The following is a 24,616-nucleotide window of genomic DNA, read 5'->3' on the forward strand; positions in this document are numbered from 1 at the left end:
GAAGAGTCCTCGGGGGTTTTTCCAAGGACCCCTTCGGTTTTCAACTGCTTAGCGAAGTCCACTGACCCAGAGTACGAAAGCACTCCGACAATTCGCCATCGGTTTTCGCCCGCCGCGAGGCAACCGGCTAGGCGTCTTCGAGCAGCTCCGGGGTCACCGCGGACTCGGTATCGGGGATGCCGTCGGTCTTGGCCTTGCGGTCGGCCATCGACAGTAGTCGCCGAATACGGCCTGCTACAGCATCTTTGGTCATCACCGGATCGGCGAGGCGGCCCAGTTCTTCAAGCGATGCCTGACGGTGCTCGACACGTAACTTTCCGGCCGCCGCGAGATGGTCCGGCACCGTGTCACCCAGGATTTGCAGCGCACGCTCCACCCGGGCAGCGGCCGCGACCGCCGCGCGCGCGGACCTGCGCAGATTCGCGTCATCGAAATTGGCGAGCCGGTTCGCCGTTGCCCGCACCTCGCGGCGCATCCGACGTTCTTCCCAGGTCAGCCGGGTGTCCTGGGCGCCCATCCGGGTGAGCAGGGCACCGATGGCCTCGCCGTCACGCACCACCACACGATCGCTGCCCCGCACCTCGCGTGCTTTGGCACTCACACCAAGTCGTCGAGCCGCGCCCACCAGCGCCAGCGCCGCCTCGGGACCCGGACAGCTGACCTCCAGCGCCGAAGACCTGCCGGGTTCGGTCAGCGAGCCATGTGCCAGGAAGGCCCCACGCCACGCGGCCTCCGCATCGGCCACGCTGCCGCCGACCACCTGTGCGGGCAACCCGCGCACCGGGCGGCCCCGCAGATCGAGCAGACCTGTTTGTCTCGCCAACGCTTCTCCGTCTTTGGCGACACGGACCACATAGCGCGTTGTCTTGCGGATACCCCCCGCGGACAGCACGTGCACCACGGCGCTGTATCCGTACAGATCGAAGATGTCCTTGCGCAGGCGCCGCGCAATGCTGCCCTGGTCGACCTCCGCCTCGACGACAACTCGCCCGCTGACGATATGCAGTCCGCCGGCAAACCGCAGCAGCGACGCGACCTCAGCGCGGCGGCTACTGACCTGAGTCACCACCAGGCGGCTCAGTTCGTCTTTGACCTCGGCGGTCATCGCCACGGGGCGTCCCCTCTCTGGATTCCATGCTGTGTGCTCCCGCCCCCCGCTGCCAGGCGCACCGTGGATTCGGCATCTGTTCCTGCGGCTGCGGCCGCACTACCCGTCCGTACTCGATCCAAGACCGCCGACAGTTTCGCGGGGTCATGTAAATGTGTACCAGGACGCGAGACATCAGCGAATTGAACCTGCGCATTGAACAGGGCGGCCGCCCTGGTCAAGTGGTCGCGTTCGGTGTCATCTGCAGACGCAGATTCGACGACGATGTCATGCACACCGAACTCGGGAGCGTGTTGCGAGAGTACGTGCAAATGACGCTCCGCGGAAAAGCCGGCCGTCTCCCCCGGCTCCGGGGCAAGGTTCAAGATCAGGGCCTTGCGGGCCCGAGTCTGCTGCAAGGCCGCGAAAAGGTCGGGTACCAGCACATGTGGGATAACGCTCGTGAACCACGACCCGGGCCCCAAAACCACCAGGTCGGCGGCCATTATGGCCTCCACTGCCTGCCGGGTGGCGGGCGGATTGCCCGGGTTCATACGCACCCGACGCACCTTGCCCGGCGTGGTCGCCAGTGCCACCTGTCCCCGGATCACCCGGCTCATCCGCGGGTCGGTCTCCAGGCCGGATACGTCGGCCTCGATCTCCAGCGGAATCGGGCACATCGGCAACACCCGCCCGGTGATGCCGAGCATGCGCCCCATCTCATCCAGCGCGGTGACCGGATCGGCGAGCATGTCGGTAAGCCCGGCCAGAATCAAGTTGCCGATCGGATGCCCAGCCAGCCCACCGCTGCCGCCGAGCCGGTGCTGAATGGCCGTAGCCCACATTCGCCCGCGCGGGCTGTCGGAGGCGAGCGCCGCCAATGCCATGCGCAGATCACCGGGTGGCACAATCCCCAGCTCGGAGCGGATTCGTCCCGACGACCCGCCGTCATCAGAGACCGTGACCACGGCGGTGATGTCGTGGGTAAGCCGTCGCGCCGCCGAAAGCGTCGCGTACAGACCGTGCCCTCCGCCGAGAGCAACGATGCGGGGTTCGCGTCGCGCGAAATGGGAACCCTCCCCCGCACCCGGGAGGTGCACCCACCCGCTCGCCGAAGGCTGATCGGTGCCGGGATTCATTCGCGCCCCAGGTCGCGGTGCAACACGCGCACTGACAGACCTTCATCGGGGGACATAGCTGCGGCCAGCGCCTCGGCTATCGCGACACTGCGATGCTTACCGCCTGTACAGCCGACCGCGATTGTCATGTAGCGCTTTCCCTCTCGCCGGTAACCGTCGATGACGAGGTTCAGCAGCCGATGGTAGGTGTCCAAGAACTCGTCCGCACCAGGTTGGCTTAACACGTACTGACTGACCGCCGGGTGCTGACCGGTGTGCGGTCGCAGTTCATCCACCCAGTGCGGATTCGGTAGAAACCTGACGTCAACGACCATATCGGCATCCATCGGCAGTCCATATTTGAATCCGAAAGATTCCACGGTGACGCTCAGATGCGCCACCGTTTCAGTGCTGAAGGCACGTTCGATCGCAGCACGCAGCGCAGGCACAGGCAGTGACGAGGTGTCGATGACCAGATCCGCCGAGGCCCGGATGGGTGAGAGCAAGATGCGTTCGGCGGTGATGCCCTCGGCGAGCGTCTGACCGCCCTGCAGCGGGTGGCTACGCCGGTTCTGTTCGTAGCGGCGTACCAGGCTTTCGTCGGATGCCTCCAGGAATAGCACGCGTGGGCTGATGCCCCGGGTGGCCAGGTCGGCACGCACCGACTCCAGATCGCCGGTAAAGCCCCGAGACCGCACATCCATCACCACGGCGAGCTGCGTGATGCGTGAACCGGCGGCAAGGCCCAGGTCGACCATGCGCGTGATCAGTTCGGGCGGCAGGTTGTCCGCGACGTACCACCCCAGGTCCTCGAGCACCTTGGCGGTCGTGCCGCGTCCCGCGCCCGATAGGCCCGTGACCAGGACGACGTCGATATCGGCGTTCGCGGTCTCATGAGGGGGGTGAAGTGTCATCGACTCCATTTTCGACCATGACGGGCAACGGCGCGTCGGTTGCCCCGGAAGTCGCACCTGAAGAGTCAGAACCAAGGAGGGCCTCACGTACCGCGAGCGCGGTGGCCGCACCGATACCCGGAACCGCGGTGATCTCCTCGACGCTGGCCTTCTTGAGCTGCGCCACCGAACCGAAATGCGAGACGAGGGCGGCCCGGCGCGCCTCCCCCAGCCCCGGTATGCCGTCGAGCACCGAGGCGGTCATCCGCCGGGACCGCTTGCTGCGATGAAACGTGATGGCGAATCGGTGCGCCTCATCGCGCACGCGCTGCAGTAGGTACAGCGCCTGACTTGTTCGCGGCAGGATTACCGGATCCGCCTCACCCGGCACCCACACCTCTTCGAGCCGCTTGGCCAAACCGATCACCGCGACATCGGTGACACCCAGCTCGCTCAACTCAGCGGCAGCCGCGTTGACCTGGGGCGCACCACCATCGACTACGAAAAGATTGGGCGGATACGCGAATTTCCGTGACCTGCCTTCCGGAGCCGCGACACCGGCGACATCCAACGCCGGAGCCGCGCCCTGGTGAATCTGGGCGTCTTGCACCTGCCGCGCGAATCGTCGACGGGTGATCTCCGCGATGGAGGCGACGTCATCGGAGCGACCGTCGCCGGCGGCCTCTCTGATGCTGTAGTGGCGATAGTCCGACCGACGGGACAGACCGTCCTCGAAAACCACCAGCGAGGCCACTACATCGGTGCCCTGGACATGGCTGATATCGATGCACTCGATACGCAATGGCGCCTGCTCCAGACCGAGCGCGTCCTGAAGCTCCTGCAATGCCGCCGATCTCGTGGTGAGATCCCCTGCGCGCTTGAGCTTGTGTTGCGTTAGCGCCTCTTTCGCGTTGCGCTCCACTGTCTCGGCGAGAGCCTTTTTGTCGCCGCGCTGCGGTACCCGCAACGAGACCCGAGAACCGCGTAGACCGGTTAACCAGGAGGTCATCCCCTCGGCGTCGCGGGGCAGAACGGGCACCAGGACCTCGCGCGGCACCGGCGCCACATCGGCATCCGTATCGGCGACATGGGCGAGGTCGGCCTGATCGCCGTAGAACTGGGTGAGGAACTGCTCGACCAGCCCCTCAAGGTCGGAATCGCCTGGGTCGCCGGTTTTTTCGACAATCCACCCGCGTTGTCCGCGAACCCGTCCGCCGCGCACATGGAAGACCTGCACGGCAGCCTCCAGCTCGTCATCGGCAAACGCCACCACATCGGCGTCGGTGCCGTCGCCGAACACCACGGTCTGCCGCTCCAGCGCACGCTGCAGCGCCGAGATGTTGTCCCGCAGCCGTGCCGCCCGTTCAAAATTCAGTTCCTGGGATGCCTGGTTCATTTCACGTTCCATGTCGCGAGCCAGACGATCCGTCTTACCCGATAAGAAGTCGCAGAAATCAAGAACGATCTCGCGGTGCTCCTCGGCACTTACCCGCCCAACACAGGGCGCCGAACACTTTTCGATGTATCCGAGCAGGCAGGGCCGATCAATCTGTTTGTGCCGCTTGAACACTCCATTGGAGCAGGTGCGCGCGGGGAACACCCGGGTGAGCAGATCGAGGGTTTCCCTGATGGCCCACGCATGCGAGTACGGGCCGAAGTAGCGCACGCCCTTGCGGCGGGGCCCGCGGTAGACGAATAGCCGCGGGTACTCCTCATTGAGGGTGACGGCCAGCACCGGATACGACTTGTCGTCGCGGTAGCGGACGTTGAAGCGCGGATCGAATTCCTTGATCCAGTTGTATTCGAGTTGCAGGGCTTCGACCTCGGTGCCCACCACCGTCCATTCCACGCTGCCCGCGGTGGTGACCATCTGTCGGGTGCGCGGATGCAGACTCGCGATATCGGCGAAGTACGAGGTGAGCCGGCTACGAAGACTCTTGGCCTTGCCCACGTAGATGACCCGTCCGTGCGGATCACGGAATCGGTAGACCCCCGGCTCGACGGGTATCGAGCCGGGAGCCGGTCGATAAGTCGAGGGATCGGGCACATATCCAGGCTAGTCGGGGACTCCGACGCTCGAACTCATCGATAGACGCCCGTCGCTGTTCGACAATCCGCTACCCTCAGGGGGTACCTCAACGTGGGGACGAAGGAGGGACAACCGTGCGTAGATTGCCCGCGGGATTGATACCCGTGTTCGTCGCCGCGGCGACAGGCCTGTCTCTCATCACCGCGATACAGGCCCTAGCCCGTCCGTCGAACGACGCCGATGCCGTGATCAACAGCTTGCAGGCCAGCGGCTATCGCGTAACCGTGACGAGAATCGGCTCGGCGCATCCCGACAACTGCGTCGTCCAGTCCGTCAATCAACAGTCGCCGGTCTCCAATGTGGCCAGCGCGCGCGATATGCGTAACAGGCCGACTTCGGTTCCCGTGTCTACCAAGGTCGCTCACGTCACTCTGGCGTGCTGACAGATAGGACGATGGATGAGAAACAGCGTTGGCTCCCTGGCCATTGCCATGGTGACCATGACCGGAATCGCCCTGTCGCCCGCGATCGCCGCAGCTGATCCCGATACCCCAGTGCCCGCGCCGAACTCTGAAACCGCTTCTCGGACAGCGATACTCCCCGTCTTTGCGCAGGAGGGCATCAAGGTCAGAACCGGAAAACCCGGCGAGCTACTGACGATCACCTTGCCTGATGACGCTCCCCTGCTGCCCGCGGAATGGGGCCCCGACGGCGAGGCTACCTACCACTCCGCCGACACCGATTTCACCGTGACACCTCTTGTCGACGGTGGCGAGTACTTCACCATCGTGAAGAAGAACCCGTCCGAATCGTTCGACTACAACCTGCGCCTTGGACTGCCCGCGGGCACGCATTGGGTGCGGCACGGCACCACACTGCTCATCGAATCCGATGGCGCCGGCCCCGATCAGCCCGCGCTGTTGGTCGGAATGTTCGCATCGCCGAGAGTGACCACCGTCAAGGGCACTGATATCCCGTTGACCGTCCAGCTCGATCCCAACGGCGACGCCGTGCTGTCGGCCCGGAGTCCAGAGCTCGTCAACACGCCGGTCGAAATCGGCTTCTCCTACCACCCGGTGGACATCTCCCCCTAACCGCTAACGTGATGGAACTGTGAGGACTCTGTCGAGACTGCTGGCCTTCCCCTCCATTGCCCTCCTCGCCGCCGCAGGTTGCTCGACCGACCACGCGATGCGTACGGGTGCCGGATCCGAACCATGCAGCATCGTCACCAATGGCATTCCAGTTGCCAAAACCGTGGTCGCGGGCACCACAACCCCACGCGATATCTCGACCAATCCCGAGGTCGCCACTGGTTACCGCACGGGCATGTCGGCGGTCCGCACCGCGAGCTATGCCGTCGCGACTGCTAACCCGCTGGCCACCCAGGCGGCCTGTCGGGTGCTACGCGATGGCGGATCAGCGGCGGACGCGTTGGTTACCGCACAAACCGTGCTCGGACTCGTCGAACCGCAATCCTCCGGAATCGGCGGCGGCGGCTTCCTGGTCTACTACGACGCCCAGACGGGAGCGGTGCAGGCATACGACGGCCGAGAGGTCGCGCCCGCGGCGGCCACGGAGAACTACCTGCGCTGGATCGACGATGCCGACAGAGGCCAGCCCAGGCCCGACGCACGCTCATCGGGCCGTTCGATCGGGGTACCCGGCATCCTGCGCATGCTCCACGACGCCCAATCCGCGCACGGCACCGTTCCATGGCGCGACTTATTCACTCCGGCAGTCCAATTGGCCGACGAGGGCTTCGAGATCAGTCCCCGGCTCGCCGCCGCGATCAGCGACTCGGCGACCAGCCTTGCCCTCGACCAGGAGGCGGGTACGTACTTTCTCAACCCCGATGGATCAGCGAAACCCTCCGGGACGAAGCTCACCAACCCGGCCTATGCCAAAACCCTTGGCGCCGTCGCCACCGACGGGCCGGACGCCTTCTACCGAGGCGCGATCGCCGAAGACATCGTCGCCGCAGCGGCAGACACCTCATCGGGACGCACCCCGAGCCTCATGACGACGGCCGATCTCTCCGGGTACACGGCGAAGAACCGCGAATCCCTCTGCACCACATACCGCGATCACGAAATCTGCGGCATGCCGGCACCGTCCTCGGGTGGCATCGCCGTTGCCGCCACCCTGGGCATGCTCCAAAACTTTCCGATGGCCTCCTACCGACCTACAGGGATCGACCTCGACGGGGGCAGGCCCACAGTCGACGGCGTGCACTACATCGCCGAGGCCGAGCGGCTGGCCTACGCAGATCGCGACAAGTACGTCGCTGACACCGATTTCGTCGCGCTCCCGGGTAACTCACCGAGCACCCTGCTCAACCCGACCTACCTGACCGGGCGTGCCAAACTGATCTCCGGCGAGAAGACGATGGGCACCGCCAAACCCGGCGAATTCAACGTTCCCGCGTCAGCGGCCGTGTCCACTCCCGAACATGGCACCAGCCAGGTGACCGTCGTTGACGCGCACGGCAACGCCGCATCGCTCACCACCACAGTCGAATCTGCGTTCGGCTCCTATCACATGGTCGACGGCTTCATCCTCAACAACCAGCTCACTGACTTCTCTGCCGAGCCCGTGGGTAAGGACGGGCTTCCCATTGCCAACCGGTTACAGCCGGGCAAGCGGCCGCGTAGCTCCATGGCCCCCACCCTCGTTTTTGAACGCACGGAGTCCGGTAAGCGCGGTGCACTGCTGCTCGCGGTCGGGTCGCCGGGCGGCGCGGTCATCATCCAATTTGTGGTGAAAACCCTTGTGGGCATTTTGGACTGGGGCCTGGATCCACAGCAGTCGGTGTCCATGGTGGACTTCGGCGCCAACAACTCACGCAAGACCAATGTCGGTGGCGAGCACCCCAACATCGATGCCCGCGACAACGGTGCCAACGATCTGTTGGTCCAAGGGCTGCGTAGCCGCGGCCACATCGTCGATGTTGCCGACCAGTCCAGTGGCCTGTCGGCGCTGGTGCGGCGAGGGCCGGGGTGGATCGGCGGAGCGGATCCGCGCCGCGAAGGCCTCGTCATGGGCGATACGGGCTAAAGGCCCCAGTCAGCACAGCTCGCTCTGGCCGGCATCGTCGATCGCGCCGGCCCGGGAAGTGTCTTTGAGCGACACGCCGGAACGGCCCAACCGGCGCGCACCGCTGACCAAGCTCGTGGCGATATGCGCGGCCTCCCGGTAACTGAGCCCGTCGGGCGGGTGGATGTTGGAGATGCAATTGCGATCGGCGTCAGTGCAACCCGGCCGCGGTAGGTGCGTGAGGTAGATGCCGAGACTGTCGACGACACTGAGCCCGGGCCGCTCACCGATGATGACAATCAGCGTGCGGTACCGTCCCTGCGCCGCGATGTGGTCGCCCAGCGCCACCCGGGCCTGCGTGGCGATCACGGGGGCGGCCAGTGTGTATGAGCCGCCGAGCTGCAGGGCCAGCTCGCGAACTAGCGCGACACCGTGGCGCATGAGGGCCGTGGGTGACAGGCCATCGGCGAGGACAAATCCGATATCCGTCGCTTCACGCGGCACCCCAGATAAATCGGAGGGCAACCTTCCGAGGTCAGGTCTACGCAAATACTCTGCGCGAGAGCTCACTTGACTGGTGACCACCGTGGGCGTGCCCAGCCCGATTCCGCCGACGTCGGCGGTAAGGCGCTCGGTGTCCAACGGCACGTGGACAGCATCGCGGGCGGCGGCGTGGGCGGCGGCCAAGTCCAGCACATCCCGGGTGTGCAGCGCATTGCCTGTCCGGTCCAGACCGATCCGGGCTTGGGTGTTCACCCGCAGTTCTTTCCAAAACTTTTGGCGGGCAACATCACCGGTTGTCATCGGGCACCCGAGCTGGTCAGTGCGCGCAGCGGCGAGCTCGTCACGTCAAAGGGCGTGAGACGGCCGCCTTCGTCGATCATTCCGATGGCCTGCAACCACTGCTCGAACTCGGGTGCCGGCCGCAAGCCCAGCGTCCGGCGCGCCTGCAGCACATCGTGAAACGACAGACTCTGATAGCCGAGCATGACATCGTCGGCACCGGGAACGGTGATGACAAACGCCACCCCCGCAGCCGCAAGCAGGATCAACAGCGTGTCCATATCATTCTGGTCGGCCTCGGCGTGGTTGGTGTAGCAGACGTCAACGCCCATCGGCAGGCCAAGCAGCTTGCCGCAGAAGTGATCCTCCAATCCAGCGCGGACGATCTGCTTCCCGTCGTAGAGGTACTCCGGCCCGATGAATCCGACGACCGTGTTGACCAGGAACGGTTCCAGGTCGCGGGCCACCGCGTAGGCGCGCGCCTCCAGCGTCTGCTGATCAACAGGTTTGCCGCCGGTGCCCAGATGCGCGCGGGAGCTCAACGCCGACCCCTGCCCGGTTTCGAGGTACATGACGTTGTCCCCGACCGTCCCCCGCCGCAGGGCCCGGGTCGCATCGCGACCTTCGCGCAGCAGCGCGATGTTCACTCCGAAAGCGGAGTTGGCGCCCTCGGTGCCCGCGATCGATTGGAACGTCAAATCCACCGGCGCTCCGCGTTCGATCAATCCGATCGTCGTAGTGATGTGGGAGAGAACGCAGGACTGGGTGGGGATGTCGTAGCGCGATCTGATGGAGTCGAGGAGGTGAAGCAGATCGGCGGTGGCGTGCGGCGAATCGGTCGCCGGGTTGATGCCGATCACGGCGTCACCACATCCCAGAAGTAACCCGTCAAGGACGGCGGCGGCCACACCGCGAGGATCGTCGGTGGGGTGATTCGGCTGTAACCGGGTGGCCAGCGTCCCCTTTCCGCCGACGGTCGTGCGGAAGGCGGCACTCACCTGCATGGCGGCACCGGCCGCCACCAGATCTTGGTTGCGCATGATCTTGCTCACCGCAGCCGCCATCTCGGCGGTTATCCCGGCGCTGACAGCGGCGATCCGCTGGGCACCGTCGTCGCGGGAAGCGCTCTCCAGCAACCAGTCCCGAAAGCCACCGACGGTCAGATGTGCGATGGCAGAGTAGGCCCGGCGATCGTGGCTGTCGATGATCAGCCTCGTGACCTCGTCGGTTTCATAGGGCACCATCGCCTCGTTGAGGAATATATCGAGCGGCAGGTCGGCGAGAACCCATGCCGCAGCGGCCCGTTCGGCATCAGAGTCCGCCGCGCAGCGGGCGAGCTGATCACCCGACCGTAATGGTGTTGCCTTGGCCATCACCTCCACAAGTCCGTCGAAGGTGTAGCTCACCCCCGCGACCTGTTGCCGGTACTTCACGTGAGCTCGCTTTCGGCCTCCGCAAGCATCGCGAACTCCTCATCGGGCGAATTCGCCACCAGGCGATGGCGGCTGTAGAGCGCGAAATACACCATGAACGCCGCGAACACGGCCAGACACAGGCCCGCCGCCACCGGGTTGACCAGGAATGTCGCGATGACCGCCAGCACCGCGACGACCAGGGCGAAGCCGGTGGTGACGACGCCGCCGGGGGTGCGGTACGGGCGCGGCATGTTCGGCTCACGCACCCGCAGCACGATGTGGCTGACCATCATCAACACGTAGCTCAGGGCAGCACCGAAGACCGCCATATTGAGCAGCAGGTCACCGTGCCCCGTCAGCGACAGTGCGAATCCGATGATGCCCGGGACGATGAGTGCCAGCGTCGGGGCCTTGCGGGAGTTGGTCACCGACAGAACCGTCGGCAGATAGCCCGCACGGGAAAGCGCGAACAGCTGACGTGAATACGCGTAGATGATCGAGAAGAAGCTGGCTATGAGCCCCGCCAAACCGATGTAGTTGACCGACTTGGCGGCGGTACCGTGGCCGAGCGCCTCGACGAGCGGATTACCTGAATCCGACATCTGTTCCGCACCGCCGGCGCCGGTGGTCAGCACCAGCGCTATCGCACAGGTCACCAGCAGCACACCGATGGCCGCGATGATCCCGCGCGGCACATTGCGTTCCGGGTTGGCCGTCTCCTCGGCCGCGAGCGGAACGCCCTCGACAGCGAGGAAGAACCAGATCGCGAACGGAATGGCGGCCCAGATTCCCAGGTAGCCATGCGGCAGGACGCTCGAAGCCCCCGCGGCACCTGCGTCCACCGCGATATTGGTCAGATTGTGGATGTCGAAATGGCCTGCCGCGGCGACCGCGAAGATCAGCAGGCCCACCAATGCAATCGCGGTGATGACGAACATCACCTTCAGCGCCTCACCGACGCCCGACAGATGAATGCCGATGAACACGGCATAGGCGACCAGATAGACCCACCATCCGTTGGTGATGCCGAACAGACCCAGCGACTGGACGTATGCGCCGATAAAGGTGGCGATGGCCGCCGGGGCGATCGAGTACTCGATGAGAATTGCTGTGCCCGTGGCAAATCCACCCCACGGGCCGAGTGCGCGGCGCGCGAAGGTGTAGCCGCCGCCCGCCGTCGGCAGTGCCGAAGACAGCTCCGCCATACCCAGCACCAGCGCCAGGTACATGCCGGCGATCACCACGGTGGCGATCGCCAGTCCACCGAACCCGCCTTGGCCCAGACCGAAGTTCCAGCCCGAATAGTCGCCGGACACCACATAACTCACCCCGAGGCCGGCCAGCAGCACCCAGCCCGCGCTCCCCGATCTGAGTTGGCGCTTACGCAGATAATCCGCGCTCTCGATGTGCTCCTCGACGAGGCCATGCTTGGTGGTCGCCATATGTCGTTTCCTTGCTCTCCGCAGATCAATTCAGTGGGATGACGTCGCTTTCAGGTGATATTGCCGACGGCGACGGTCAGAAGAATCCCTGCGCCGTGGAGCTGTAGGACACCAGCAGGTTCTTGGTCTGCTGGTAGTGGTCGAGCATCATCTTGTGGTTCTCGCGGCCGATGCCGGACCGCTTGTATCCGCCGAAGGCGGCGTGCGCGGGATACTGGTGGTAGCAGTTGGTCCACACGCGGCCCGCCTTGATGTCTCGCCCGGCGCGGTAGGCGATGTTGCCGTTGCGGCTCCACACTCCCGCACCCAGGCCGTAGGGGGTGTCGTTGGCGATGGCGATGGCGTCGTCGTAGTCGGCGAACGAAGTCACGGCCAGCACCGGCCCGAAGATCTCCTCCTGGAATATCCGCATCGAGTTGGTCCCGGCGAAGACGGTCGGGGTGACGTAGTAGCCACCCGACAGGTCACCACCGAGTTCCGCGCGCTCGCCGCCGGTAACCAGCCGTGCCCCTTCGGATTTGCCGATGTCGATATAGGACAAGATCTTCTCGAGCTGCTCATGAGAGGCCTGCGCCCCCATCATTGTCTCGGTGTCCAGCGGGTCGCCCTGGCGGATGGCCTTGGTGCGGATGGCGGCCAGTTCCAGGAACTCATCGAAGATGTCGGCCTGTATCACGCTGCGCGAAGGACAGGTGCACACCTCGCCCTGGTTGAACGCGAACATCGTGAACCCTTCCAGGGCCTTGTCCTGGAAGTCGTCACCGGCAGCCATCACGTCAGAGAAGAAGAGGTTGGGGCTCTTACCACCGAGCTCCAGTGTCACCGGGATCAGGTTTTGGCTGGCGTACTGCATGATTAACCGGCCCGTGCTGGTTTCGCCGGTGAACGCAATCTTGGCGATCCGGCTGCTGGAGGCCAACGGCTTTCCCGCCTCTACCCCGAACCCGTTGACGATGTTCACCACACCCGGCGGCAGGAGGTCGCCGATGAGCGAGAACAAGTACAGGATCGAGGCGGGGGTTTGTTCGGCGGGCTTGAGTACCACCGTGTTCCCGGCGGCGATGGCCGGGGCAAGTTTCCAGCTCGCCATCAACAGCGGGAAGTTCCACGGGATGATCTGCCCGACCACACCGAGCGGTTCGTGGAAGTGATAGGCGACGGTGTCCTCGTCGATCTGCGAGAGTGAACCCTCTTGCGCCCGAAGGACACCGGCGAAGTATCGGAAGTGATCGACGGCCAGCGGGATGTCCGCGTTCAGTGTCTCGCGGATGGGCTTGCCGTTGTCCCACGACTCGGCAACGGCGATGGACTCCAGGTTGGATTCCATCCGGTCGGCGATCCTGTTGAGGATGAGCGCCCGATCTGCCGGCGAGGTCTTGGCCCATCCGGCCGCTGCGGCGTGTGCGGCATCGAGTGCCTTCTCGACATCTGCTTCACCGGAGCGCGGGATCTCGCAGAACACCTCCCCCGTCACCGGAGTGCGGTTCTCGAAGTATCGTCCCTGCGCCGGGGGAACCCATTGCCCGCCAATGAAATTCTCGTAGCGGGACGCGAACGTCATCAGCGATCCCTGCGCACCCGGGCGGGCGTAAACAGTCACGGTGGTCTCCTACCTTCAAGACAACAAATGTGTCGGTAATCACTGAAGGTAGGTTTTGGCCCGTTGCAGCACAGTTGCAACTTTTCGTGCGGCGGCAGCAGCGCTCAGGCGAGATCGGAATCCAGCGCGATGAGGTGGCCAAGGGCCTCAGACTGGACGAGCGCGCCCGCACCGTGATGATCGTGCAGCGCCTGCCAGCCCTCACGGTCATCGCGCGCCTCGGGAAGATCGAGCCAGCGGCGCAACAGGTGCAGATCGCCGCCGGCAAGTACGGCGCCACGAAGGCTCGCGCTCAATTCCAGGCGCAATCTCCCGATCGCCGGTGCGGCGGACCGCGGCAATAACTGGCCCGCATAGCAGTCGATGGCCCTGGTGATGTCTCCGGCGCGAAGCGCGGCGAAGACATCACTCATATCGCTTCCGACATGGGTGAGCAGCCGGTAGGGGCGGGACACGATCAGCTCGCCTCCCACGATGCGGCGCAGTCGCGACATCTCCGCGCGGATGGTGACGACGTCGAGATCGTTTTCGTCGAGCAGCATCGCCAGATGGTCGGCGCTCAGACCCTCGGGGTGACGCAGTAGCAGCGCCATGATCTCGGCGTGGCGACCAGACAGCCGGTGGGTGCGCATCCCGTGCTGCCCGTCGCCGGTGTGCAGAATCGGGCGGTCGGCGCCGAGCAAGGTCAACCGCGGTTCCGTGCCGCGGTCCGGCTGGCCCGGTCGCGGGTAGTTCAGGGCGATGAAATGCTCGACGGCAACCGCCGTTGCGCGCACCAGTGCCAGGGTCTGGGCCGAGGCAACCGCCGAACCGCCCGTCAGATCGATGCTTCCCAGGGGTGCTCCGGTCACCGGATCATGTATCGGCACCGCGGTGCACGACCACGACCGGACCAACCTGCAGAAGTGCTCGCTGCCGCGGATCTGCACCTCACGATCCAGCGCGAGGGCGGTACCCGGGGCATTGGTGCCCACTGCCCGCTCACTCCAGTCGGCACCGGGCACGAAGTTCATGCCGGCCGCCTTGCGCCCCGCGCCGGGATCACCTTCCACCCAGAGCAGCGCACCGTCGGCCGCGGTGACTCCCACCAGCACACCCGAGTCGGTGGCGTGGTCTACCAGCAGCCGACGAATGACCGGTAGCGCCCCGGCGAGGGGATGGCTGCTGCGCAGTTCGGTCAGTCGCGTCGCGGCGGCCGCCTCGCCAGGCCCGCGGTCCGGGTCAACCCCGGTGGCCAGGCTCCGCTGCCAACTGTCGGTCACCAGCCGCGGCAGAGGTATCGATTCGAGATACGAACCGTCTACCTGACCCGCCACGAACAGATCGTGCGCGTCACGTACGGAAGCCAACGATGCGCGGACGGCCCCGCGGCGCGTTGCACTTCTCGTAGTCGCCACGGTCTCCAAGCTCTCTGCCCTGGCCATAGTCGCAGGCACGGTCGATATTCACACGATACTTCGACATCGCCGCCGGGAAGGGAAACTGGGTGAGATAGCCGGCCAACCGGGTCACGGAGGCGACGGCCCGACATGCCGGTTAGGCCGTTGACTGCTCCGCGTACTTCGCAACCAGCCCGCGCAGCGCGTCCATCGCGTCTACGGCGCGCTGCTTGTCAACCGTCTGAATGGCCATCAACGGCTCGTACTCGTAGTCATCCAGGTCCAGCCGTGCCCATTGCGCACCGGCCGGAAATGAGACGCCGACTACCTCTGGCCACGGAATAAGCTTGGGGCCCAACACATTGCGCACCTCGATACCTGCCTCACCGGCACGCACCCGAGGGCGGGCGAACATAAGGACCACGCCCGCGATAACGAAGCCCACCAACGCGATTCCGACCTGGTCGGAGGTCTTGAAAATCACCCCGCTATTGGGCGAGATCTTCAGCAACAGGCCCACCGCGACGTGCGCGGCCGCGATGACGAACGCAGCCGCGTATACGAAGTACGGCGACAGGTGCGGTTTCAGGATGAGCTCCCATTCACGGTCGCCCGGCGATTCGGTCACGCCTCGGTCCAGGGCTGACGGAGCCGGCGCAGCGTCAGCGCGGTATCCAGTGCGGCGGCCGCCGCCTGGGCGCCCTTGTCCTCAGACGACCCCGGCAGACCGGCACGGTCGAGGGCCTGCTGCTCGTTGTTCACGGTCAACACCCCGTTGGCGACCGGCGTGCTGGTATCCAGGGAAACACGGGTCAGCCCGGTGGTGACCGCATCGCAGACGTAGGTGAAATGCGGTGTCTGGCCCTGGATCACAACCCCGAGCGCGACAACGGCGTCATGGGTACGAGCGAGGGCCTGCGCCACCACGGGTATCTCGATGGCGCCGAGTACCCGCACCACCGTCGGACGGTCGATACCCGCGTCGACGGTGACACGCTTGGCGCCTTCCAGGAGCGCGGTGCAGATTTGGTCATGCCAGGTGCTGGCCACGATTGCCACGCTAAGCCCCGATGCGTCACCGACTTTCAGTGACGGGATACCGTCGCCGCCGCTCACGCGCCGTCTGCCTCGGGGTGATCATCCAGATCAGCCAGATCGTGCCCCATCCGGTCCCGCTTGGTGCGCAGGTACCGAATGTTCTCCGAGTTGGCACGCACCGGCAGCGGGACCCGCTCGATGATGTGCAGCCCATAACCGTCCAACCCCACACGCTTGGCGGGGTTGTTGGTCAGCAGCCGCATGGACTTCACACCCAAGTCGACCAAAATCTGCGCGCCCAAACCATAGTCGCGCGCGTCGGCGGGCAAGCCGAGCTTGAGATTCGCATCCACGGTGTCCTCACCGGCATCCTGCAGCTGGTAGGCCTGCAGCTTGTGCATCAGTCCGATGCCTCGCCCCTCGTGGCCGCGCATGTACAGCACGATGCCACGGCCCTCCTTTGCCACCATCTCCATCGCGGCGTCCAGCTGCGGACCGCAATCACAACGGCGCGAACCGAATACGTCGCCGGTCAGACATTCGGAGTGCACCCGCACCAGCACATCGTTTCCGTCGCCCTCGGGTCCGGAGATGTCCCCCAGCACCAGCGCCACGTGCTCGACCTCGTCGTAGATGCTGGTGTAACCCACCGCCCGAAACTCGCCGTGCTGAGTGGGGATCCGCGCCTCGGCGATCCGCTCCACATGCTTCTCATGCTTGCGGCGCCACTCAATCAGGTCCGCGATCGAGACCAGCGCGAGGTTGTGCTCGTCGGCGAAGACCCGTAACTCTTCGGTCTGCGCCATCGCGCCCTCGTCCTTCTGGCTGACGATCTCGCAGATCACCGCGGCGGGCCGCAGCCCGGCCAGCTTGGCCAAGTCGACCGACGCCTCGGTGTGGCCGGGGCGCCGCAGCACCCCACCTTCCTTGGCGCGCAACGGAACAACGTGTCCCGGCTTGGTGAAGTCATCGGCGGCGCTCGCCGCATCGGCCAAGAGCCTCATCGTCGCCGCGCGATCGGAAGCCGAAATCCCGGTCCCGATACCATTTTTCGCATCGACGGTGACCGTGTACGCGGTGCCGTGCTTGTCCTGATTCACCGCGTATTGGGGTAGCAGTCCGAGCCGGTCGCAGTCCTCCCCGGCCAGCGGTACACAGAGGTACCCCGACGTGTACCGCACCATAAACGCCACCAATTCCGGCGTGGCCTTCTCCGCGGCGAATATCAGATCGCCTTCGTTCTCCCGATCCTCATCGTCGACGACGACGATGGCCTTACCGGCGGCGATATCGGCGACAGCGCGTTCGATGCTGTCCAACCTGGTCATGGGGACCACTCTCGTTAGGGGCGTGTGGGCAACTCAATTATGAACCACCGGGAATTCAATGATTCGCGCGCTGCTCACTCAGCGGAATTAGGAACTAAGAACGGTGCTCGAGCAGGCGTTCGACGTACTTGGCGATCACATCCACCTCGAGATTCACCGTGGTGCCCACCGCCGCCGATCCGAGCGTCGTCAACCCCAGCGTGGTGGGAATGAGCGATACCTCGAACCAGTCCGGCCCCAGTCCGGACACGGTCAGCGACACCCCGTCCACGGTGATCGAGCCCTTGTGGACCACGTAGCGGGCCACTGCCTCCGGCAGTGAGACACGCACCACTTCCCAATTCTCTGACGGTGCACGGGTGAGCACCTCGCCGGTGCCGTCCACGTGTCCCTGCACGATGTGCCCGCCGAGCCTGCTGTTGACCGCCGCGGCTCGCTCCAGATTGACCTTCGTTCCGGTCACGATCTTGTCCAGGCTCGACCGTGACAGCGTCTCCCCCATGACGTCGGTGGTGAAGACTCCACCGGGGCGCACGTCGACCACCGTGAGGCAGACGCCGTTCACGGCGATCGAATCGCCGTGTTTCGCATCCTCGACAACGAGCGGGCCGAGCACAGTGAGCCGGGCAGAGTCGCCAAGATCTTCTCTACCCAGGATCTCGCCAAGCTCCTCAACGATTCCAGTGAACATGGAACAAGAATAGGGCGCGTACCGCTGAGTTAGGCGTGCGTCCCCGCCTGAGCACAGGCCATCTGGACGTTGTGCGCATCCGTGTTCAGGTCGTTCGCCTTGCCGTTCACACCATCGACCGGGGCACGAACGCCCATGAGAATCATCAGCTTGTTCGCGTTCGTCGCCCACGAGCGCATCGGCTCGGCGATGGCCGGGTCCAGCTCCGGGGTGCTCGCCGCCTCATTGGCGAAAGTTGCGGCCTCGCGGAGCGCACTGCGGCCCGTGCCATTGCTCGATGACACGTAGGCGTCGCTGTAGTTGCCTTCCATGCCGGCCAGGTTCTCGGCGAAGTCGGAATAGTTCGTCGCCGCGTAGTCGAGCGCCGTCGCGAACTTCGAGCACGCCTCAATGGCAGCCGGGGTGGCGCTATCGGAGGTCGGGGCAGGTCCGGACACCACGGCGGGACCGGGCGCCTGCACGGTCTGCTGAGCCGGCTGTTCCACTTGATCTTGGCCATCTGGTTCGGCGTAGGCCACGGGAAGTGTCGCCAATCCCATGCCGAGCGCCAGCAGCGACGGCACCGCCGCCTTCCGACAGAGATGTAATGGCCTCATCGATTCCTCTCCAGATTCTCTGGTGCTGTTCGGCCGTGACCGTACCGGTAATTCAATGCGCCGTCGCGTCATGACAGCACCAATACCTGATAGTGAGTTGCGGAATTGTCACGAGTCTGAATGAACGGTGAACAACTGGCATACGATCAGGAATTCGACTGACCGTTGAAAAGTGTGCTGGATACCCCTACCGGGTAGTCCCAAACCATCTCGCCCAGGCGGCAGCGACACCAGTGGTTTTCGTCACAATCGCCGAGGCAGAAGGCTTTTCACGTTTCAAATCATCGCGGTTGGAACGGTGTGTACCGACGTACGAAATGGATAGACATTGGGCGATAACTGTTGTCCGTCCATTCACCCTTTGGAAACACAGCACCCCCAACATTCGTCGGGACAGCTTCCTCACAGAAGTCACACGGACATCACCAACAATTGAGAGGCGCTACCGCACCATGCTGAAAAGTCTTGTCACTCTGACTGCAGTCTGCGCGCTTGCTGCTTCGGCGCCCCTCGCCTTAGCAGAACCCGGTGATGATCCGGCCCCAGTCCAGCCGGTGGCCGACGCACCGCCGCCCCCTCCCGTCGACACCGGCGCGATGCCCTCGGCAGAGCCGGGTACCTTGCCCACTCCGGACGGCTGGATCCTCGCGGTGGCCGCTAAGGACGAAAGCCTGCTGCCGGTGGCCCCGCTGACCACCGCGCTGTCCTCACGCGAGTACATCGTCGGGGGCACGTTCATCGGTGGGGTGAAGGGTTCGGGTAAGACCAAGCTGGCCGGTGGAACGCTGGAGGCCGGGTACCAGATCGGCTGCGGTATCACCGGTGGTCCCGTGGAGCTGATGGGTGGTGTCAGCCTCCAGCCGTCGATCAGCATGGCGGGTGTGCCCAGCGCCAGCGCCGGCATCGTCGGTCAGATCAAGGTCGGCCTGAAGCCCGGTACGGTGACCATCGTTCCGGTCAACAAGAAGGCCTTCGAGGGCACCACCACGCGCACCACCATTACCGGATTCCGTATCAAGATCGACGGCTGCGTCGGTCAGTCCTTCATCCGGTCATACGCCACCTTCACCAGCTCCACGGAAAACACCGATGACGTGGTCACCTACATGGGTATTACCAAGGCCGTCTGACGTCGATGCCCCACACGCTTACAGCCACCCCCACGCAAAAGACCACGAGAGGCCTCACTCCCATGCTCAAGAGTCTCGTCACCCTGACCGCCGCGTGCGCACTCGCCGCATCGGCGCCGCTCGCTCTGGCGGACCCAGACGACCCGCCACCCGTGCAGCCCGTGGCCGACGCCCCGCCGCCCGCCGACGGCCCGCCGCCCGACAATGGCGTGGTGGGCTCCGAGGACCCGGGCATCGTCAAGACCCCCGACGGCTGGATCCTCACCGTGGGCGCCAAGGATGAGACCCAGTTGCCCATCCCGCCGCTGACGACCGCCACCTCCTCCCGTGAGTACCTCGCCGGTGGCACGTTCACCGGTTCGGCCAAGGGTGGCGGCAGTAGCAAGCTGTCCGGCGGCACCCTGGAGGCCGGCTACCAGATTGGTTGCGGTATCAGCCTGAACACCGTCAAGCTGAATGGCTCGATCGGCCTCAACGCCGGCCTGGGTACGGCCGGTATCACCAGCGTCGGTATGCCCATTCAGGGCCAGATCGAGGTGCACCCCCAGCCCGGTGAGGTCATCAACGTCTCGGTCGACAAGAAGAAGTACAAGGGCAGCGACGTGCGCATCACCCTCAAGGACGTGCACATCAAGATCGACGGCTGCATCGGACAGTCGTTCCTGCGTTCCTACGCGGTGCTGACCAGCTCGTCGAAGGACAACGACGACATCGTCGCCTACTACGGCGTCACGAAGACCGTCTAACCAGACCGTCCGAACCACACTCAGTACAGAGGAGAGACGCAGCCATGAGGAACCCCGATCGTCCGTCCATCGTGAAGATCGGGGTGGCTGCGGCTCTTGCCGCCAGCGCGCTACTCGCCTCGGCGGCCACCGCCACCGGCGATCCCGGGGAACCAGACCCGGCACCCGCACCCGCGGCCGCACCTGCCCCTGCGGGTCCTCCCGGTCCGCCGGAACCACCGCCGGCATCGCAAATCGGCAACCCACTGGCCCTGTCCGGAACCGAGCAGGGTCCCGGCGGCATACCCAACAACATCGCCATCGTGGGTAACCCCAACCTGATTGGCCAGAACCCGGTACCAGCGGCGCCGGCGGCGCCGGGCGTCGAGGCTCCCGTCGTCACGCCGAACACCAGGGCGCTGAACAACCAGTACCTGCTGCCGCAGAACCTCAAGCCCGCAGAGCCCGGCAAGGGCGAGATCTATGGGGTGAACCCCGGCGAAGAGAACGCCGACATCTCGGGCCGCGACTACCTGGGACGGCTCGTGCACGGTGTTCAGGACGGCCAATGGCGAGGCGGCATCGTCGGGCGGGGAACCAAGGAATCGCTCAACCAGCCGTTACCCGGTACGGCCCCACCTCCCGGAACCCGTATCCCCGGCCTCGGTGATGACTCGCAGGGACCGGCCCCGGATCAGTGGCACTGGACCCCGCCCGAGGCGCCCGAGGGCGCTCCCCCCGCACCCGGCACACCTCCCGCGCCGGCGGCGCCGCCCGTACCGGCACCTCCCGCCTAACTATCGCCGAAGCGCCTTGCGCGCCAGATAGTTCCCCAAGAACTGTGCCGCCTGAACCAGCGCGATGATGATGACGGTCGACACGATTGTCACTTGCCAATTGAAACGCTGGTAACCCTGCACAATCGCGAAGTCGCCAAGCCCGCCGCCGCCGACCAACCCTGCCATCGCGGACATGTCGACAATCCCTATCAGCACAAAGGTGTAGCCGAGAATCAAGGGCCCCAACGCTTCCGGCACCAGTAGCGTCAGGATGATACGCAACGGACCGGCGCCGACGGCGCGCGCCGCCTCGATGACCCCGGGGTCGATGGTCACCAGATTCTGTTCCACGATGCGGGCGATCGCGAATGACGCCGCGACGATCATCACGAACACCACCGCCGTGGTGCCGATGGTCGTCCCCACGACCCCGAGCGTGATGGGCCCCAGGGCGGCGATCAGCACCACGAACGGTATGGGCCGGACGATATTGACCACCACATTGAGGAGCGCGTGCAGCACCCGGTTCTGCAGCAGCCCACCGGATCTGGTCGTGTATAACAACACTCCCAATCCCAGGCCGATGAGGCCACCCACCACCAAGGTGATCGACACCATGTAAAGGGTGTCGACGAAGGCCTCGAACAATTGCGGCCGCAGCCGCTCCCAATTCGTCGTCATCGCCTCACCGACTGAATGGTCGTCACTGCCGATAGATCCGAAATAATCTGTGCCACTTGATCATCAGGCCCTTCGAGTTCGAGCGTGAGATTGCCGAAGGAGCGCGATTGCAGCGTAGTGATACCTCCGTACACCACCTCGAAGCGCACCCCGAGCTCGGTGGCACGTGCCAGCGCCGGGCCTATCTGCACACCCTCACTGATCTCGACCGAGATGATGCTCCCCTTGTGCCGCTGGGCTATTCGTGCCACATCTGCCGCACTAGGGGTGTTCTGCAGGACGGTGCCGACGAACCGCTTACCCGCCTCACTCTGCGGTGTGGAGAACACATCGAACACGCTTCCCGCCTCGACAACCTTGCCATCGGCGAGAACCGCGACACGATCGGCGACGGTACGCACCACGTCCATCTCGTGGGTGATCACCACGATGGTCACCCCAAACTCGTCGTTGACCGCGCGCAGCAGCTGCAGCACATCACCGGTGGTCTCGGGGTCCAGGGCACTGGTGGCCTCGTCGGCCAACAGAATCGACGGTGACGTCGCGAGCGCCCGCGCGATGCCGACACGTTGCTTCTGCCCACCGGAGAGCTGATCCGGATAGCTCTTGGCCTTATCCCCCAGTCCGACGAACTCCAGCAATTCGGCGACCCGCGCATTGCGCTTCTCGGCGGTCCATCCGGCCACCCGCAGCGGATACGCGATGTTTCCCGCGACGGTTCGAGACCGGAAGAGATTGAACTGCTGGAAGATCATGCCGATATCGGTGCGCAGACGCCGCAATTCACGCTCCCCCAGCATGCTCACCTCGGCTCCGTCCACGACGACGCGACCAGAGCTGGGTCGCTCCAGCCCGTTGATGAGACGTACCAGCGTGCTCTTGCCGGCCCCCGAGTAACCGATCATGGCGAACACGTCACCCGCGGCGATATCGAGCGACACATCGTCGACCGCGGTCACGGTTTTCTTGCCCACCCGAAAGGTCTTGCTGACGTTCTCGAATCGAATGAGCGGTGTCGCGCCGGTCATTTCCGTCGTCATTTTTCGCTGCGGATCTGCTGCTCGATCCTCGCCAGGATCGATGCGCAGTCGGCGCCGCTCTTTGTGACCGTCAATTGAGTTCCCTTACTCTCCTTGGCATATGCCTCGGTGACGGCCGGGGAATGGAAGACCTCGATAAGTTTCTGGTACGTCGGATTGTCCTTCTCTTCGGCGCGCGCGACGATGACGTTGATGTACGGCTCGGCACCGGGACTCGCTGGATCATCGGCGTAGAGCGCGCTCTTGGGGTCGATGTTCGACTGCGCAAGATACGTGTTGTTGATGACGGCTCCATCGATCGACTTGAGCGACAGCGCCGTCTGTGCCGCGTCCACCAGCGTCACCGTGACCCTGGAAGCGCCCTTGTCGATGTCGGCGACACTCGGCGTCGCCCGCCCGCCCTGGAGAGTGACGAGCCCGGCAGCCTTCAACACGAACAGCGCGCGCGCCTGGTTGGGCGGATCGTTGGGTATCGCGATCTGCCCATCTTGTGGGATGTCCGCAAGGGTCTTGTGCTTCTGCGAATAGAGACCGAGCGGCACGATGTAGGTGGCGCCGACCGGAGCGAGTGTTGCGTTATCGGCGACATTGTATTCAGCCAGAAAACGTAGATGCTGAAACAAATTCACATCAATCTGCTTTTGAGTGAGTGCCACATTCGGCTGGCTGTAGTCGGTGAAATTGGTGGTGACGAGCTTGATTCCCGCCTTCCCTGCCTCATCGACGAATACGTCCCAGGACTCCTTACCGGCCTCTGACGTGCCGATACGAACGACGTTTCCGCCTTGACCATTGCCTCCGGAACACCCGACGCCCCCCATGGCTATCGCGAGTGCGGCGAGAGCAATGGCAATGCGTTTCATGTCTACCTTCCAAAATTCAGCGTGATCACAATGATTGACATTGTGGAATTTCTAAAGGCTCAGCAAATTTCTTAGTGGCCCCAGAACGGCGCCACAGTACCAGAATGAAAAGCGCAATGCGCTCTAGGTGAATACGAAAATGAGCCGACTGGGCCTAGGACGACGCGGGGGCGGGGGCTGCCGCCGCGACAGGCGCGGCGGGCAGTTCGGGACCACCATTGCCCGGTCCGGCAGCAGGAATCTGCGCTACCAGCTGTGACTGCATCTGGGCCGATATCGCCGACCAGGACATGGCCGCAGGCTTTCCGCCCCACCGCAGCGAGTAGATACCCACCAGCAGGGCCTGACCGGGCTGGGTGATGGTGTACACCGGACCGCCCGAATCACCGTGTTGCCCACCGATATCCGCCATGGTGAACCAACCGTTGTTGATCGCGTCGACCTTGCCACACGTCTCGCCGGACACCGATCCCATCAGGCACACCGGCAGTCCCGGCTCGGGTCCGGCGTTCTGCGCCATGCGCAGCGCAAGCCCATTGGGCAGGGTGCTGCTCAATTCCACCCCGGGCGAAAATGAGATGCCCTCGTAGTCCGAGACGACATCTCCCGGGCCGATCGCGCCTCCGGTGGGCAGGTTGCGGCTCATCAGCAGCACCTCGCCGATACGGTTCCCGCCCAGGTCGGTCACCGATCCGGTGGCATTGCAATGGCCCGCCGTCAGGCCGATTCGCGATGCCGGATCGACGTAGCCAAGGGTGCAACGACTGTCTCCCTGGACAATCGACATGCCCGGGAAAGCGACGATCTTGGCAGGAGTTTCAGAGGCTGGATCGGCGGCTGAAAGCGCAGGTGAAGCAACAAGTACGCCGGCTACCGTGGCGACCGCGGACACACCACATGCCAGAGCTCTGCTCACGTTTTTCACAACAACCAGCCCTCGGTTGACAATCCCGCCCTGCAAAC

The 24,616-nt window shown here is 64.6% G+C and carries 24 protein-coding genes; 6 read left to right on the forward strand and 18 right to left on the reverse strand.

Annotated elements, in window-relative coordinates:
* Positions 1–127: 127 nt before the first annotated feature.
* The 4 genes from whiA to uvrC are packed head-to-tail and all read right to left on the reverse strand — an operon-like array spanning position 128 to position 5,145.
* Positions 128–1,105, reverse strand: a complete 978-nt coding sequence (gene whiA / locus DSM43276_RS12425) for a DNA-binding protein WhiA (protein WP_099051807.1) — start codon at positions 1,103–1,105, stop codon at positions 128–130.
* Complete coding sequence (locus DSM43276_RS12430) at positions 1,102–2,226, reverse strand: gluconeogenesis factor YvcK family protein (protein WP_234803041.1); 1,125 nt, start codon at positions 2,224–2,226, stop codon at positions 1,102–1,104. Before DSM43276_RS12430 ends, whiA begins: the two co-directional genes overlap by 4 nt.
* Positions 2,223–3,128 (reverse strand): RNase adapter RapZ, encoded by a 906-nt coding sequence (gene rapZ / locus DSM43276_RS12435; protein WP_078329840.1) that lies wholly within the window; start codon positions 3,126–3,128, stop codon positions 2,223–2,225. Before rapZ ends, DSM43276_RS12430 begins: the two co-directional genes overlap by 4 nt.
* Positions 3,097–5,145, reverse strand: coding sequence for an excinuclease ABC subunit UvrC (gene uvrC, locus DSM43276_RS12440; RefSeq protein ID WP_078329839.1), 2,049 nt, complete (start codon positions 5,143–5,145; stop codon positions 3,097–3,099). Before uvrC ends, rapZ begins: the two co-directional genes overlap by 32 nt.
* Before the next feature lie 140 nt (positions 5,146–5,285).
* Between uvrC and DSM43276_RS12445 the strand changes: the two genes are divergently transcribed.
* The 3 genes from DSM43276_RS12445 to DSM43276_RS12455 are packed head-to-tail and all read left to right on the forward strand — an operon-like array spanning position 5,286 to position 8,184.
* Positions 5,286–5,570, forward strand: coding sequence for a hypothetical protein (locus DSM43276_RS12445; RefSeq protein ID WP_078288229.1), 285 nt, complete (start codon positions 5,286–5,288; stop codon positions 5,568–5,570).
* A gap of 15 nt (positions 5,571–5,585) precedes the next feature.
* A complete protein-coding gene (locus tag DSM43276_RS12450; protein WP_078329838.1) occupies positions 5,586–6,221 on the forward strand; it encodes a hypothetical protein in 636 nt (211 codons plus the stop codon).
* Between the two features lie 19 nt (positions 6,222–6,240).
* On the forward strand, positions 6,241–8,184 hold the full coding sequence (locus DSM43276_RS12455; RefSeq protein WP_109556120.1) for a gamma-glutamyltransferase family protein: 1,944 nt from the start codon (positions 6,241–6,243) through the stop codon (positions 8,182–8,184).
* A 9-nt stretch (positions 8,185–8,193) separates the two neighbouring features.
* Here the strand turns inward: DSM43276_RS12455 and eutC are convergent, their stop codons facing one another.
* From eutC to DSM43276_RS12510, 10 genes are all read right to left on the reverse strand, one after another.
* Complete coding sequence (gene eutC / locus DSM43276_RS12460) at positions 8,194–8,967, reverse strand: ethanolamine ammonia-lyase subunit EutC (RefSeq protein WP_078329836.1); 774 nt, start codon at positions 8,965–8,967, stop codon at positions 8,194–8,196.
* A complete protein-coding gene (locus tag DSM43276_RS12465; protein WP_078329835.1) occupies positions 8,964–10,379 on the reverse strand; it encodes an ethanolamine ammonia-lyase subunit EutB in 1,416 nt (471 codons plus the stop codon). The genes eutC and DSM43276_RS12465 overlap by 4 nt, the downstream gene beginning before the upstream one ends.
* Positions 10,376–11,803: an ethanolamine permease gene (eat, locus tag DSM43276_RS12470; protein ID WP_078329834.1), complete on the reverse strand. Its 1,428-nt coding sequence runs from the start codon at positions 11,801–11,803 to the stop codon at positions 10,376–10,378. The genes DSM43276_RS12465 and eat overlap by 4 nt, the downstream gene beginning before the upstream one ends.
* A gap of 76 nt (positions 11,804–11,879) precedes the next feature.
* Positions 11,880–13,403 (reverse strand): acetaldehyde dehydrogenase ExaC, encoded by a 1,524-nt coding sequence (exaC, locus tag DSM43276_RS12475; RefSeq protein WP_078329833.1) that lies wholly within the window; start codon positions 13,401–13,403, stop codon positions 11,880–11,882.
* Positions 13,404–13,507: 104 nt separating this feature from the next.
* On the reverse strand, positions 13,508–14,800 hold the full coding sequence (locus DSM43276_RS12480; protein ID WP_078329986.1) for a helix-turn-helix domain-containing protein: 1,293 nt from the start codon (positions 14,798–14,800) through the stop codon (positions 13,508–13,510).
* Between the two features lie 139 nt (positions 14,801–14,939).
* Positions 14,940–15,410: a PH domain-containing protein gene (locus DSM43276_RS12490; protein WP_078329832.1), complete on the reverse strand. Its 471-nt coding sequence runs from the start codon at positions 15,408–15,410 to the stop codon at positions 14,940–14,942.
* Complete coding sequence (gene ribH, locus DSM43276_RS12495; RefSeq protein WP_078327090.1) at positions 15,407–15,898, reverse strand: 6,7-dimethyl-8-ribityllumazine synthase; 492 nt, start codon at positions 15,896–15,898, stop codon at positions 15,407–15,409. Before ribH ends, DSM43276_RS12490 begins: the two co-directional genes overlap by 4 nt.
* A complete protein-coding gene (locus tag DSM43276_RS12500; RefSeq protein WP_078329831.1) occupies positions 15,895–17,148 on the reverse strand; it encodes a bifunctional 3,4-dihydroxy-2-butanone-4-phosphate synthase/GTP cyclohydrolase II in 1,254 nt (417 codons plus the stop codon). The genes ribH and DSM43276_RS12500 overlap by 4 nt, the downstream gene beginning before the upstream one ends.
* A gap of 94 nt (positions 17,149–17,242) precedes the next feature.
* On the reverse strand, positions 17,243–17,839 hold the full coding sequence (locus tag DSM43276_RS12505; protein WP_078329830.1) for a riboflavin synthase: 597 nt from the start codon (positions 17,837–17,839) through the stop codon (positions 17,243–17,245).
* Positions 17,840–17,868: 29 nt separating this feature from the next.
* The gene (locus DSM43276_RS12510; protein ID WP_234803040.1) at positions 17,869–18,402 is read right to left on the reverse strand and encodes a hypothetical protein; all 534 of its coding nucleotides are present in this window, start codon (positions 18,400–18,402) and stop codon (positions 17,869–17,871) included.
* Between the two features lie 485 nt (positions 18,403–18,887).
* Between DSM43276_RS12510 and DSM43276_RS12515 the strand changes: the two genes are divergently transcribed.
* The 3 genes from DSM43276_RS12515 to DSM43276_RS12525 all read left to right on the forward strand — a co-directional run bounded on the left by DSM43276_RS12515 (position 18,888) and on the right by DSM43276_RS12525 (position 21,087).
* Positions 18,888–19,565, forward strand: coding sequence for an MspA family porin (locus tag DSM43276_RS12515; protein WP_078329828.1), 678 nt, complete (start codon positions 18,888–18,890; stop codon positions 19,563–19,565).
* Positions 19,566–19,627: 62 nt separating this feature from the next.
* Complete coding sequence (locus tag DSM43276_RS12520; RefSeq protein WP_078329827.1) at positions 19,628–20,311, forward strand: MspA family porin; 684 nt, start codon at positions 19,628–19,630, stop codon at positions 20,309–20,311.
* A 44-nt stretch (positions 20,312–20,355) separates the two neighbouring features.
* On the forward strand, positions 20,356–21,087 hold the full coding sequence (locus DSM43276_RS12525) for a hypothetical protein (protein WP_078329826.1): 732 nt from the start codon (positions 20,356–20,358) through the stop codon (positions 21,085–21,087).
* On the opposite strand, the gene DSM43276_RS12530 is transcribed toward DSM43276_RS12525, so the two are convergent.
* From DSM43276_RS12530 to DSM43276_RS12545, 4 genes are all read right to left on the reverse strand, one after another.
* Positions 21,088–21,750, reverse strand: coding sequence for a methionine ABC transporter permease (locus DSM43276_RS12530; protein ID WP_078329825.1), 663 nt, complete (start codon positions 21,748–21,750; stop codon positions 21,088–21,090).
* A complete protein-coding gene (locus DSM43276_RS12535) occupies positions 21,747–22,778 on the reverse strand; it encodes a methionine ABC transporter ATP-binding protein (RefSeq protein ID WP_078329824.1) in 1,032 nt (343 codons plus the stop codon). Before DSM43276_RS12535 ends, DSM43276_RS12530 begins: the two co-directional genes overlap by 4 nt.
* Before the next feature lie 8 nt (positions 22,779–22,786).
* A complete protein-coding gene (locus DSM43276_RS12540; RefSeq protein WP_078329823.1) occupies positions 22,787–23,653 on the reverse strand; it encodes a MetQ/NlpA family ABC transporter substrate-binding protein in 867 nt (288 codons plus the stop codon).
* Between the two features lie 154 nt (positions 23,654–23,807).
* The gene (locus DSM43276_RS12545; protein ID WP_078329822.1) at positions 23,808–24,545 is read right to left on the reverse strand and encodes an Rv1815 family serine proteinase; all 738 of its coding nucleotides are present in this window, start codon (positions 24,543–24,545) and stop codon (positions 23,808–23,810) included.
* Positions 24,546–24,616: the final 71 nt, after the last annotated feature.

It is taken from the genome of Mycobacteroides salmoniphilum (assembly GCF_004924335.1).
GTDB classification, from domain to species: domain Bacteria; phylum Actinomycetota; class Actinomycetes; order Mycobacteriales; family Mycobacteriaceae; genus Mycobacterium; species Mycobacterium salmoniphilum.

Coding starts and splice junctions, on each gene's coding strand:
- whiA (WP_099051807.1), bottom strand. CDS start 1,105: ATGACCGCCGAGGTCAAAGACGAACTGAGCCGCCTGGTGGTGACTCAG.
- DSM43276_RS12430 (WP_234803041.1), bottom strand. CDS start 2,226: ATGAATCCCGGCACCGATCAGCCTTCGGCGAGCGGGTGGGTGCACCTC.
- rapZ (WP_078329840.1), bottom strand. CDS start 3,128: ATGGAGTCGATGACACTTCACCCCCCTCATGAGACCGCGAACGCCGAT.
- DSM43276_RS12450 (WP_078329838.1), top strand. CDS start 5,586: ATGAGAAACAGCGTTGGCTCCCTGGCCATTGCCATGGTGACCATGACC.
- eutC (WP_078329836.1), bottom strand. CDS start 8,967: ATGACAACCGGTGATGTTGCCCGCCAAAAGTTTTGGAAAGAACTGCGG.
- eat (WP_078329834.1), bottom strand. CDS start 11,803: ATGGCGACCACCAAGCATGGCCTCGTCGAGGAGCACATCGAGAGCGCG.
- DSM43276_RS12500 (WP_078329831.1), bottom strand. CDS start 17,148: ATGACCAGGTTGGACAGCATCGAACGCGCTGTCGCCGATATCGCCGCC.
- DSM43276_RS12505 (WP_078329830.1), bottom strand. CDS start 17,839: ATGTTCACTGGAATCGTTGAGGAGCTTGGCGAGATCCTGGGTAGAGAA.
- DSM43276_RS12515 (WP_078329828.1), top strand. CDS start 18,888: ATGCTGAAAAGTCTTGTCACTCTGACTGCAGTCTGCGCGCTTGCTGCT.
- DSM43276_RS12520 (WP_078329827.1), top strand. CDS start 19,628: ATGCTCAAGAGTCTCGTCACCCTGACCGCCGCGTGCGCACTCGCCGCA.
- DSM43276_RS12525 (WP_078329826.1), top strand. CDS start 20,356: ATGAGGAACCCCGATCGTCCGTCCATCGTGAAGATCGGGGTGGCTGCG.
- DSM43276_RS12530 (WP_078329825.1), bottom strand. CDS start 21,750: ATGACGACGAATTGGGAGCGGCTGCGGCCGCAATTGTTCGAGGCCTTC.
- DSM43276_RS12535 (WP_078329824.1), bottom strand. CDS start 22,778: ATGACCGGCGCGACACCGCTCATTCGATTCGAGAACGTCAGCAAGACC.
- DSM43276_RS12540 (WP_078329823.1), bottom strand. CDS start 23,653: ATGAAACGCATTGCCATTGCTCTCGCCGCACTCGCGATAGCCATGGGG.